Source organism: Alishewanella tabrizica, from assembly GCF_014652375.1.
GTDB classification, from domain to species: domain Bacteria; phylum Pseudomonadota; class Gammaproteobacteria; order Enterobacterales; family Alteromonadaceae; genus Alishewanella; species Alishewanella tabrizica.
Genome location: NZ_BMYR01000015.1, coordinates 22,017 through 34,663, shown reverse-complemented (window position 1 = coordinate 34,663; position 12,647 = coordinate 22,017). Strand labels below are relative to the sequence as shown.

10 protein-coding genes are annotated in these 12,647 nt (G+C 48.3%); 6 read left to right on the top strand and 4 right to left on the bottom strand.

The features are described 5' to 3' along the window. Window position 1 precedes the first annotated feature (1 nt). The gene (locus tag IE070_RS15275; protein WP_189484065.1) at window positions 2-1,192 is read right to left on the bottom strand and encodes an acyltransferase family protein; all 1,191 of its coding nucleotides are present in this window, start codon (window positions 1,190-1,192) and stop codon (window positions 2-4) included. Beyond that, on the bottom strand, window positions 1,192-3,057 hold the full coding sequence (locus IE070_RS15270) for a glycoside hydrolase family 3 protein (RefSeq protein WP_189484092.1): 1,866 nt from the start codon (window positions 3,055-3,057) through the stop codon (window positions 1,192-1,194). Before IE070_RS15270 ends, IE070_RS15275 begins: the two co-directional genes overlap by 1 nt. 318 nt (window positions 3,058-3,375) lie before the next feature. Here IE070_RS15270 and IE070_RS15265 point away from each other — a divergent pair, with 318 nt between their 5' ends. From IE070_RS15265 to IE070_RS15250, 4 genes are read left to right on the top strand one after another with little or no spacing between them, the layout of a single operon-like run. After that, window positions 3,376-5,088, top strand: a complete 1,713-nt coding sequence (locus IE070_RS15265; RefSeq protein ID WP_189484064.1) for a sodium:solute symporter — start codon at window positions 3,376-3,378, stop codon at window positions 5,086-5,088. A gap of 13 nt (window positions 5,089-5,101) precedes the next feature. Next, on the top strand, window positions 5,102-5,971 hold the full coding sequence (locus IE070_RS15260) for a glucosamine kinase nucleotide-binding domain-containing protein (protein WP_189484063.1): 870 nt from the start codon (window positions 5,102-5,104) through the stop codon (window positions 5,969-5,971). 4 nt (window positions 5,972-5,975) lie between these two features. Next, the gene (gene murQ, locus IE070_RS15255) at window positions 5,976-6,893 is read left to right on the top strand and encodes an N-acetylmuramic acid 6-phosphate etherase (RefSeq protein ID WP_189484062.1); all 918 of its coding nucleotides are present in this window, start codon (window positions 5,976-5,978) and stop codon (window positions 6,891-6,893) included. Further along, a complete protein-coding gene (locus tag IE070_RS15250; protein ID WP_189484061.1) occupies window positions 6,893-8,149 on the top strand; it encodes an exo-beta-N-acetylmuramidase NamZ family protein in 1,257 nt (418 codons plus the stop codon). Before murQ ends, IE070_RS15250 begins: the two co-directional genes overlap by 1 nt. 8 nt (window positions 8,150-8,157) lie before the next feature. On the opposite strand, the gene IE070_RS15245 is transcribed toward IE070_RS15250, so the two are convergent. Then, entirely contained in the window at window positions 8,158-8,850 is a 693-nt protein-coding gene (locus IE070_RS15245; RefSeq protein WP_229797100.1) for a copper resistance protein NlpE, read from the bottom strand. Window positions 8,851-8,880: 30 nt separating this feature from the next. Continuing rightward, the gene (locus IE070_RS15240; protein ID WP_189484060.1) at window positions 8,881-10,293 is read right to left on the bottom strand and encodes a M14 family zinc carboxypeptidase; all 1,413 of its coding nucleotides are present in this window, start codon (window positions 10,291-10,293) and stop codon (window positions 8,881-8,883) included. 251 nt (window positions 10,294-10,544) lie between these two features. Between IE070_RS15240 and IE070_RS15235 the strand changes: the two genes are divergently transcribed. Together IE070_RS15235 and IE070_RS15230 are read left to right on the top strand one after the other, a co-directional pair. Beyond that, window positions 10,545-11,936 carry a Na+/H+ antiporter NhaC family protein gene (locus tag IE070_RS15235; protein WP_189484059.1) on the top strand — a complete coding sequence of 464 codons (1,392 nt, stop codon included), beginning with the start codon at window positions 10,545-10,547 and terminating at the stop codon, window positions 11,934-11,936. A gap of 79 nt (window positions 11,937-12,015) precedes the next feature. Beyond that, window positions 12,016-12,633, top strand: coding sequence for a TetR family transcriptional regulator (locus IE070_RS15230; RefSeq protein WP_189484058.1), 618 nt, complete (start codon window positions 12,016-12,018; stop codon window positions 12,631-12,633). Window positions 12,634-12,647 lie beyond the last annotated feature (14 nt).

Below are 12,647 nucleotides of genomic sequence, written 5' to 3'. Positions count from 1 at the left end.
GTTACACCTTAAACAGGTATCCGCGCCGATAACACCACAACATGACAACATAAGACAGCAGTAAAAATACGCAGGCAAACGCTAATGATCCCGGGTAATTACCCAACAACGGCTGAAAAACGTGGCTAAATAACCAGGCGCCCAGCGAGGTACCGGCTACCGGCAGCATGGCAAGCACCCGTGCCGCAACGCCTGCCAGCATAAAAAACAAAATCGCATTCACCCCAAAGACCACAAAGGGAGCACCCCATAATCGATAGCGTTTGATCTCGGTTAACCATAAGGTTGCACCCAGTAATAAGGCGGTATAGCCGCTGCTCAGCAGGACAAAAGTGGGCGTCCATAACGATTTATTAATCGCTAATGCGGGATGCAGCAACTCGGCGATCCACACCGCCACCACGCCTGCCAGCATAAGAATGCGTATTTTAAAATGTAGCGGTCTTGAAGATTGCAGTAACTGCGCGATTAATACCCCAATTAAGCAGCTACTAATCGCCGGTAAGGTGCTAAAGATCCCCTCAGGATCAAAGGCGAACGGGGTAGCCTCTCGAAAGTACACATGATTAGGGCCTAATACCTGATGATCTAGCCAGGCAGCAAAATTATTCCCATACTCCCACAGGCCAACAAAGCGATTACCCTGCGCATCGCTGTAAGGCATAAACTGCATACAGGCAAAATAGCCGACACACAGGCCCAAAGCCCATACAATTCGTCCACGCGTGCCAGTATATAACACGATTAGTAGAGTGCAAAAATACACAATCCCGATACGTTGCAATACACCAGACCAGCGAACGGTAAGTAATTTTTGCTCAAGATAACTGTAAGCGGGATCCCGAAAATTATAGTAAAACAGCACTAAAAATAATCCCAAAGCATACAACTTAAGCGCCCGCACGGCACCTTGGCGGATGATGTCGCTGCGCGCTAGCGTGGTTTTTGCCGTAAAACTTAACTGCATAGCCATACCCACCATCACAATAAACGCCGGAAAGATTAAATCAGTGGGCGTCCAGCCATGCCATTCTGCATGCCGCAGTGGCGCGTAGACATATTGCCAACTGCCCGGATTATTCACCAACACCATGGCCATGATGGCCACACCACGCAAAATATCTAATGCCAAAAAGCGCCCTTTTGGCTGCTGGGCTAAAATGGCGTAGCAGTGTTGGCGGATCCCTCCCATTACGGCTTACTCGTTAACAACGAAGTATGTTTAGCAGAGCCGGTATGCGAAGATGTCGCCGCATCGGCCAAGGCCGTTGGCGTGTTGCTTAGCGTAACCGGCAAGGTGCCGCTGGCACGGCGTTTCCCTAGTAATACCTCGGCTAAGGCCAAATACACCGGGCTAGCCAATTGATTATGTGCATCTTGCCAACTGTGATAGGCATACGTAGCAAGTGAGCGCTGTACCAAGGGCGCATACAGGCTAATTTCGTAAGGCGAGCGCAAACTGACAAAGGTTTGGTCTTTTTTCAACGCCGCGCCATATTCCAGCAATTGATAAAAGTAACGTTGCTGTTTTTGGTAGGCTTCAGCCAAGTTAGTAATACGCGCCAGATCATCCATGCCGCCTATTTCAGCTAACGATTGCATCGGTGATATAAAGCCCGCAATTACCCTATCCGCTGCGGCGATCTGTTTTTTTGCTGCATCTAAATTTAACTGCATTAAGCTAATAACCGTGATCTCGCCACTCTCTGGCGCTAATTGCCTTAAATACTGCTGTAACACCATCCCTTTGCTGGTATCGGGCATAATTAACAGGGTTTTTTTGCCTACAAGGTTAAGAGGTAGCGCGTGCTCACCCTGCACCACAGTTACTGCATCTCGTGCCAGCGCCAACTCAGCCGCCCGATGCGTCTGATGCGCCAAGGTGGCCCACGCCGTTTCGACAGTAGGCCTAGCCAGCGTATTCAGTGGCTGTTTTGCTTTAACGATTCGCTGATAGGAAGCGCTAAGCTCTGCCTTATTAATTTTGCCACTGTTTACCGCCTGACTTAGCTCGTCAAGCAATACGCCAAGTTGGCGCAGCTCGTTGGGGTTTTGTAGCTTTACTGGCATTAAGGCAATATCGGCACCGGCAGCAAAGGTTTCGATCACCGCTTGTGGCACAGTAAAAAATTGACTAATCCCCGCCATATCTAAGGCGTCAGTAACAATTAATCCTTCGTAACCTAATTGCTCACGTAATACGCCATGCAAAATATTGCGAGATAACGTGGCGGGCTTTAGCATTTCTTCGCCATTTTTATTCACAAACACCGAGCTGTCTAAAGCCGGAAACTGAATGTGCGCGGTCATGATCATCGCAGGGTTTACCTGCTGGATTATTTCGGCAAACGGCAGTAAATCGTTTTGGCGAATTTGCGCGATACTGTGATCAACTCGCGGTAAACCATGATGGCTATCAACATGGGTGTCGCCATGTCCTGGAAAATGCTTTAACGAGACCAATAGGCCTTGTTGTTGCATGGCCTTGGTCATTGCTCCGCCCAGCTCAGCCACCATCTTAGGATTTTCACCAAAAGAACGCACATTAATCACAGGATTTAACGGGTTGATATTCACATCGACCGTGGGGGCGAAATTAACATTAATGCCCAAGCTTAATAACTCTTTGGCTAATATATTCCCTACCGCACTGGCATGCAGGGTGCCATGTGCCGCATAGGTCGCGCCAATCGCCATATTGCCGCTAAACGAGGTGGATTGATGCCTTGGTAAGCGCGCAACGCGCCCCCCTTCCTGATCAATACCAATAAACAGCGGGAGCCCCTGATCCTGTGACGCAGCCACCGCTTGCAGTTGCGTGGTTAAATCAATGATTTGCTGCGGGTTTTGTACATTTTCTGCAAATAAAATCACGCCGCCGATATGGTAATCACGCAGTAACGTTGCTAAGGCGGGGGGTAAGGAGGTCATAGGTTTGCGGCATTGGCCAGCCGCCAAGGGCTCTTCACAGTAATAGCGCAAATCGAGCATCAGTTTTTGCCCTAACATTTGCTGAACCGTTACGGTGGGTTTACGAGCAGCAGCCTCTGAATTCATAACACTCCCTAAACTGATTAATAACGTGAATATTAACAGCAGTTGGCTTAACCGCATTTGACGAAAAACTGCCACATTTACTTCCTTCAACTGATTATTTGCATAGGCTGCAACGACACTTTATCACAGTACGGCATTATGGCGTGTCTTGCCGTTATTGGCACATAAATTATTCATTACTAGCCATTAAAACAAGAATTATTTACTCTGTTCATAGCGCATAACTTATGCTTTACTGCCTAGCATTAACTGCAATGCTGGCAACCCGATAGCCCCCATTGCGCAAACTAATCCTTAACGTGTAGTAGGCACCCCTTTATGCAGCTTACCTTATTAGATTGGCTGGTCTTTTGCAGCTATTTTTTAATTTTGGCTGCCCTAGCCTGGTGGGTAAATTTACGCCAAGCCAATAATAGTAAAGAGTACTTTTTAGCCGCCAATACCATGCCAGTATGGTTAGTGGCTATTTCAGTGTTGGCGACCTCACAATCGGCCGCGACGTTTTTAGGTGGCCCAGATATGGGGTTTCGCGGCAATTTAACCTATCTGGCCAGTAATATTGGCGCCATTTTGGCGGCTTTTTTTGTGATGAAATGGCTTATTCCTCGCTATTATGCACTTAAAGTCACCACGGTATATGAACTGCTGGAACAACGTTTTAATGCGCGTGCTAAGAATCATGCTGGCAAAATGTATTTATTTGGCCGTGTTTTTGCCAGCGGCGCACGCCTGTATATGGCCGCGTTAGCCGTTGCCATGCTGGTGTTTAACAACATTGAAGCAACTAGCATAGTGATGGCCGTGGCGTTACTGGCTATTATTGGTGTGCTATGTACTTTAGTGGGCGGTATTCGTTCGGTCATTTATACCGACGCCCTACAATGTGCCGTGTATGTTAGCGCCGCCTTATTTGTTTTGGTTTTTCTTTATCAGCAGCTCGATTTGCCCCTACCTACTCTGATTAACGCCCTGCGCTATCCGCCGGAGCTAGACGGCTCAAAGCTATTGTTATTTGATACGCGACATGATTTTAGCAGCACAGGCGTATTTACCCTTTGGTCGGCATTAACCGGTTTTGTGTTGCTCAATATTGCCGCTTTTGGCTTAGATCAAGATATGACGCAACGCGTACTGACCTGTAAAACACCGGCTCAAGGTGCTCGGGCATTATTAACCTCGGCGCTGATTGTGATCCCCGTGATGCTGGTGTTTATCGTTATTGGCTTTTTATTGTATATTTTTTATCAGCGTCCTGAGTTATATCAGAGCGCCATGCTGCTGAATAACACCGCACAGGCGACCTCAACATCAATAACCACACCCATTCAGCGCGCTGAATTCGAAGAGCGCTTTCAGGGCGAAAAGATCACGGTATTTATGCAATATGTGCTGCATGAATTGCCCTCGGGTTTGCGTGGCTTAGTGGTGGTAGGCGTCATTGCTGCGGCATTGTCTACTATTACCTCAGGCTTAAATTCGATGGCGTCGGTGCTGGTGGCCGATTTATATCAACCGTGGCGTTTACAGCGTATTCCGACAACGCCAGATCGACACTTTGTCCGGGCAGGACAATGGGCAATGCTGGGTACCGCCTTGGCGTTATCGCTTATGGCTATTCTTTGTTATTACTGGCAACAATACTCGGATATGCCCCTGCTCGCTTTTGCGCTAAGCGTGATGGTGTTTTCGTATAGTGGATTATTAGGCGTATTTTTTACCGCACTCTTTACCCAACGCGGCAACAGCCGCAGCGTCACGGCGGCATTAATCACTGGATTTTTGATCACGTTATTTATGCAACCCTATGTTATAAATACGGTTATTCAGACTATATTGCAGCCGCTACTGGCTATGTTTATACCTACTGCGACCGGCTTAGCCAACCTAAATGTGGATATTGGCTTTACTTGGCAATTATGTATCGGTACCGTAATCGCTTTTTTAGTCTGTTACAGCGGCAAACCGACAGCCACCGCATTCACTCGCGGCGCATCGCGGTCTCAGCAGCACGCTATTGACCACGCACACTAACACCGGAGATGTCATGTATTATTTATTAGCCATTGACGGCGGCGGTACCAAAACCGTGGGGCAATTATATTGCCCACATAGCGGTCAGCGCTGGCAAGGACGCGCTGGCCCAGCCCAATTAACGAACGATTACGCCAGCGCACGGCAAAATGTGTACGACTTATGTCAACAGCTGCTGACTCAAGCGGGTGTTGAACCTGCACAGATCGTTGCCATAATAGGCTTGGCTGGTGCAGGTAATCCTAGCCTCCATCACGCCTTTCTTAATGATCTCGCGTTGCCTTTTGCCGCATGGCAATTAACCACAGATGCCCGTATTTCGCTGTATGGCGCTAATTTAGGTCATCCGGTGGCCGTGGTTGCCATTGGTACCGGTTCCGTTGGCATGCGCTTACAGGCCGATGGGACAGAATTACAAGTCGGTGGTTGGGGCTTTACCCTTGGGGATGAAGGTGGTGGCGCCTGGTTAGGTAAATTATTGGTGCGCGCACTGCTTTGGCAATTAGATTGGCAACGCCCACTTACCCCATTACTGCAAGCTACCGGCGCAATATGTGGCACCAACGTTGCTGCTATTTTGCCGTGGTTAAAACAAGCTACGGCCAGTGACTTTGCTGCCTTGGCCCCGTTAGTTTATCACTATACAGAACCGCTGGCCGAACAATTACGACAACAACAAGCCCAGGCCATTGCCGAGTTAGCTCGCTGCAGTTTAGCCGATCAAGCGTTACCTTTGGTATTTTTGGGCGGGTTAGCCGAGCAATGTTTACCTTATTTATCAGAATCGTTGCGACAGCACCTGCAGCCCGCAAAAGGCGATGCCTTAGCAGGTGGGTTAGCCTTAGCCGCCACATTGGCCGCCTCTCTTTCACATCACGAGTAAATGTATGAGCACCACGCATCTTATCCAGCAGTTATCAACCATGAGTACCGAAGCGCGTAACCATGCCAGCGAACATCTGGACCAATTAAACAGTTTGCAATTAGTACAGCTGATTAACCAAGCTGATCAACAAATCGCTAACTGTCTTGTGCCGGCATTACCTCAGGTGGCGTTAGCGGTGGATCGTATTGTCGATGCTTTTGCAGCAGGCGGACGTTTAATTTATGTTGGCGCCGGTACCAGTGGTCGCTTGGGTATTTTAGATGCGGTGGAATGCCCGCCGACGTTTAGCGTACCCGACACCCAAGTTGTAGGCCTGATTGCTGGCGGCGCTAACGCCATGTATAAAGCGGTGGAAGGCGCTGAAGATGATCCCTTGTTAGGCGAAACGGATTTAGCTCAGCTGCAGCTGAGTGCACAAGATGTGGTGGTAGGTATTGCCGCCAGTGGTCGCACGCCTTATGTATTAGGGGCTTTAGCTTATGCCACCGCTGTTGGCGCCACCACAGTGGGGATCAGCTGTAACGCCAACGCGCCGGTGTTAGCCGCAGCGGACATTGCAATTTGTGCAGAAGTGGGCCCAGAAATTATCACGGGCAGTACGCGTATGAAAGCCGGTACCGCGCAAAAGATGTTACTGAATATGCTCAGTTCCGCAGCCATGGTTCGTAGTGGTAAGGTATATCAGAATTTAATGGTCGATTTACATGCGAGCAATCAAAAATTAGTTGCGCGGGCAATTCGCATTGTGATGCAAGCCACAGAATGTGATATGACCACCGCGCAACAGGCGCTGGAGGCCAGCCAAATGAGTGCAAAATTAGCCATATTACACCTACTCAGTGGGCAATCTATCGAACGTTGTAAAGCACAATTACAGCAGCAACATGGCTTTGTGCGCGCGGCATTGGAGGCAATGTGATGCGTATTGTCATACATCGCGTTATTAGCGCACCATCGATATGGCTATGGTTATGGCTATTAACTGTTAACGTTGCTGCGGCCGCTACACCTATTTCTGCCACCCAGCCCGCACCACCTACAAATGAAACGAACACGGCACCGCTGTTAACTGGGGCGCAACAAACCGAACGCTACCTCCCACTGTTACAAGGAAAAAAAGTGGGCTTGTTAGTTAATCAAACATCGCTGATCGGCGAACAGCATTTAGTTGATGTACTGCTGGCAAATAATGTGCAAGTAACGGCCATATTCGCCCCCGAACATGGCTTTCGCGGTAATCATGATGCTGGCGCAACGATCTTAAGTGGTGTAGACGAAAAAACCGGCTTACCTGTTTGGTCTATGTATGGCGAAAGTAAAAAACCCGCAGCGGAACAATTACAGCAGCTCGATATCATTATTTTTGATATTCAAGATGTTGGCGTGCGTTATTACACCTATATCAGTTCCATGCATTATATGATGGCGGCAGCGGCCGAATTTGCCATTCCCATGCTGGTATTGGATCGTCCCAATCCCAACGGGGCTTTTGTTGATGGGCCCGTCCTTGATGTCGCGTTTCGATCCTTTGTTGGCATGCATCCTATTCCGCTATTACATGGCATGACCGTCGGTGAATTAGCCTTAATGATTAAAGGTGAAGGCTGGATTGCGCAAGCAGAGCAATTGGCACTCACCGTGATCCCACTTGCCAATTATCGACGCGAGCAGCCTTATGAATTACCCGTGCCGCCTAGCCCGAATTTGCCGAATCAACAAGCCATAAAATTGTATCCTTCCTTGGGCTTTTTTGAAGCAACGCCAATGAGTGTCGGCCGAGGCACGCCATTTCCATTTCAGGTACTGGGGTATGATAAGTTTGCGCTTGCTGAGTTTCAATTTACACCGGTAAGCACGCCCGGTGCTGCCCTACGCCCACCACTGATGAACAAAAACGTGTATGGTGAAGATTTACGCCACGTTAGCAGCAATGGCCTAACGCTGTCTTACCTTATGCGTTGGCATCAATTGTTTAATCAGAATGCGATATCGATTTTTAACGCGCCAGCGTTTATGGACAAGTTAGCGGGCACCGATCAATTGCGTTTGCAAATACAGCAAGGGCTGAGCGAAGCCGAAATACAACAAAGCTGGCAACCGGCCTTAATACAATTTCGCCAGAAACGTTTACCCTATTTACTTTATCCCGATTATCCGCAACAGCCTTCTGGGTAAATGTATACTCAGTATAGAACCTTGGATCGCTCCTGCACCTTTGCAGGAGTCGCAACCGGCTCGGCCACTTTGCTTAAGCGATAATGCTCAGCTAAAGGCCCACTGATGACTTCAGCCGTTTGATCTAATTGTCGCAGGGCATTTTCTTCAACTTTAAAAAACACAGGTTCACCTTCTGCCGCATTCAAGCGAATAATGGCGCCTTTGACATCCCAATCAAAGGTGCCCTGCTGTTCAAATTCATTATCCGGTGCTTCGCCTAAATACACGCTCACCAGATGATAGTTCCCCTCAGGGGTTAGCGTTAAGCGTGTTTCAATACCCTCACAGCTAGCACAAGGCAACACGCCTTGATAGGTGCCATCCCAATCTAAGGCGGTGCGGCTGCTATCTCCCAAAGGTAATACTGTGGTTGGTTCAGCCGTGTTGAAGGTTGCACTGTTTTGTACTGTGTTTTGTACTGTGTTTTGTACTGTGTTTTGTGCAGGAAATTGTGCTGGGGCTTGCTGAGTCGCATCTTGCATTAATACGTCGGGGGTTGCAGGGGCCTGAACAATCTCAATGGTAGGATCCGGTGAGCACGCTTGTAATAATACAACACTGCAGAATAACGTTAACGTGGCGAATCTCCGCATTGTCGCCGCTTTAGCAACACCTAACACTGGCGTGTTTAACCCTGTATCATTGTTTGTTAATAACATAGTCTGCTCCTGCCACATTTAAAATAAGCCTTAGGTTCCCAGTGGATTCCTAATCTGTCCTGTGGCTAAGTCTATCAATTGGCCGTTTAACAGCGCCTGAACAACTTCACCTTGTTGGTTAACCAATAAAAAGGTGGCACCTTGGCGTAATTGGGGAGCCTGCTGAGGTGGCCGTAGCGGATTGACTAACACAGGTAAACGGCTGGTACTGGTTAACCGGCTTGGCTCACCCGAAAAATGCGTATAACCTGCAGTGAGTAACGCCAAATGTGCCGCAGTATCCAACGTGAGTGCTGCGTCTAAGGGATATGCGCGCCCAGCACGGAACGCCAATCCACTGACATCAAATTGATGATAGCCACTGTGTACGGACAGATCGCCGATCTCTTGGATCCGCGCGACGCGATCACCTTCCGTGTGAAAATGTACCGCTATATCTATCTGTGCTTGGGTAGTCGCCTGTGTTACCTGTACATTCTCTAAAATAAGATCCTTCATACCGCCACTGCGATTAAAAGGTAGCGCCTCGTAATCGGCAAGCGATGCCTGCTGATAAGCGCCTGAGGCAATGGCGTCTAACCATTTTATATATAATTGTCCATTTAAACGCCGCGCCACTTGCCGATGATCATCGGCACGATGACCTCCCGCCTCAACCAGTACCGTGCTAAATCCCATGGCGGCAAAGTTATCACCAAAAGAGCGAGGCGACCAGGTATCGTTATAGCGCGCCACATGCTGCGGGATCTGCTGATCTAACCACGGTTTCACGTAGGCGATTAATTGCATCGCGGCTTGCCGACTGGCATTAACGTCGCGGGCATCGTTAAATGCCGGCGCCAATAAAGAAATGGTGGCGGGATTCGGTGCATCTCCCGCCGCATGAAAGCGATTTTGATCATGCAAGTTAAAAGCATAATGTGGCTGGATCTGCTTGGCTGCAGCCATTAATATCTGGCCCTCTGGGCTTTGCAACGCTAAAGCATCACGGTTTATATCAATGCCTTGAGCATTCACCCGGCTATTTTGTGCGGCACCATCCGGATTAAGCATCGGAATAATATGCAGGGTGATCGCTGCCTGCCATTCTTGCTGCCAAGCGGCTTGCGCGGGTGCGGTACTGTAATGCAGCAAATCGAACAGCGCGGCGGTGGCCGTATGCTCATCGCCATGCATTTGCGACCAGGCTAATACCCGCTTCTCACCTCGCCCCAGCGTTAACATATAAATCGGGCGATTTTCTACCGAGCGCCCTAATTCGGTTACGGTGATCCCGGGTACTTGCCTGTAATGCTGAATCAACGGCTCAATATCGGCAAGCTGTAAACGGGCTTTGTCTAAACCCGGTTGTAATGTGTGGGACATAGTTGACATAACCGAAGCGTGCGCCATGAGATTACCACCTAGAGTGAGTGCCAATAAAAAGACTATCAATTTATTCATTATTTACCCTCTAGAACTGCAATTCTTATTCAGGCATAAACCTAAGATGATGTAAAGACAGTATAATCATGCCCAGTTATGCGGTACTTGCAGTGCTTAGAACAACACTGTATAAATTATGTTATGTTGAGTTTACGCAGCGTAACATGCCGTTGGCAAATGCCAAAATAACCTATGTTATTCGCCATAAGCTTAAATAATACGCTTGCAAACCGCATCCTATTTCACGCGACCAGACAACGGAGAATATCGTGGAAAACTGGCTTACCCTGTTACCCGCTATTGTCGCTATTGCCGTAGTGCTCTGGCGCAAAGAGGTCATATTGGCGTTGTTGTTGTCATTGTGCACCGCGGAATTACTCATTTTTATCCAACAGGGACAACACCTTGGCCCAGGCCTGCTCCTTACCGGCAGTATTCAAACCATTGAACGGATTATTGAGGTTACCGCCGATGCCGGTAATGCGCGGATCTTACTGTTTTCGCTGTTAGTCGGTAGCTTATTGGCCTATGTGCGTTACTCCGGCGGGGTCACCGCGACAGTCACTTTTTTGGTTAACAAAGGCATTGCCCGCACCGCTCGTCAGGCCGGTTTACTGACCTTTGGGATCAGCTTTTTTACCTTTATTGAATCTAATTTAAGCTCGCTGACCAAAGGCATTAGTATGCGCGGCTTATTTGATAAATTTAACATGAGCCGTGCACGATTAGCTTATATTATCGATAGCACCAGCTCACCTATTTGTATCATTATATTACTTAACGGTTGGGGCGCTTATGTGCTGGGCTTGCTTAGCAGCTATGACTTGCCTATGCCTGCGGTATCAGTATTACTGGGCAGTATTCCATTAAATTTTTATGCCTTATTTACGCTAGCCGTTGTGTTGTATACCGTGATTACAGGCAAGGTGTATGGCGCGTTACGTCGTTCTGAGCAACAGATGCAGCAGCATACTGCCCCCACCGAGATTGAAACACCTGCTTCGCATCCAAGTTACATGCTAGTGCCCTTGCTAACACTGGTCTTGTCGATGGTGGCGTTTATGTTATTTACCGGCAACGGTAATTTAGTGCAAGGTTCAGGCTCAAAATCGGTGCTATACGCAACCGTGCTAGCCTGCTTAGTGGCGTACAGCATGATGTTGTTTAGCCGCCGTTTTCAACATCAAGAGCTGGTGAACATTGGCTTTAAAGGCATTGCTGAACTGTTGCCAGTGGTGACGATTGTATTGTTGTCGATGGCACTGGGCACCAGCTTAAAAGTATTAGGTACGGGTGCGGTGATTGCCAGCATGGTAGATCAAAACATCCCACACTTTTTAATTCCCGCGCTGTTATTTTTAGCGGGATCATTAATGTCAGTAACCACCGGCACCAGTTGGGGGACCTTCGCGATTCTCATTCCCATAGGAATACCCATGGTGATGCTCCTTGGCTTACCGGCCCCCTTAGTATTGGCGGCGATTCTTAGCGGCGGTATTTTTGGTGATCACTGCTCGCCTATTTCCGACAGCACCGCCGTAAGTTCAGTGGCCGCAGGCTGCGACTTACTTGAGCATGTGAAAACACAATTACCCTATGCGCTGTTTTGTGGCGCATTTGCTTTACTGGCCTTTATCGTATCGGGCTGGATCATGATTTAGTGGTTAAGGCATGATATTACCAAACCATGCTAAACTAGCGGTAACGTCGTTTTGTTAAAGCAGTATTGATAACTTCCTTATGGCACGTAAAACCAAAGTAGAAGCAGAAGCAACCCGCGAACAAATTTTAGATGCAGCGGAACACATGTTTTATTTACATGGGGTGTCACGCACGACCCTTGAAAAAATTGCGTGTGCTGCAGGTCTTACTCGAGGCGCAATTTATTGGCATTTTGACAACAAATCGGCCTTATTTGGCGCAATGCTAGAACGTATTCGTTTGCCCTTTCAACAAATGCTCAGTGAGTTAGATGCTCAGCCGCAGGGCGATCCACTAACCCAACTTAGAGATCACCTCGTGCAATCGCTGCTAATGATAGCCCATAGCGAACGCTATCATCGGGTGTTATCCATTATATTTCACCGCTGTGAATATATGGATGAATTAAACCCCGCTGTCTCGAAACAAGAAGAATTAGATCGGGCCGCCACAGCCGTAATAAGCCGCACCTTACAACGCGCCAGAGTCGCAGGCATGTTACAGGATGGGATTGATCCCGATTTAACAGCTGGTGCCATCCATGCGTATATTGGCGGCTTAATTCGCAAACATTTATTACAACCGGCGTTTTGTGATTTAACACACGCTGCCGCCTATATCGATGTGATACTGCAAGGCATAAAAAAGCCAGCCTGACGCCGAAACATACA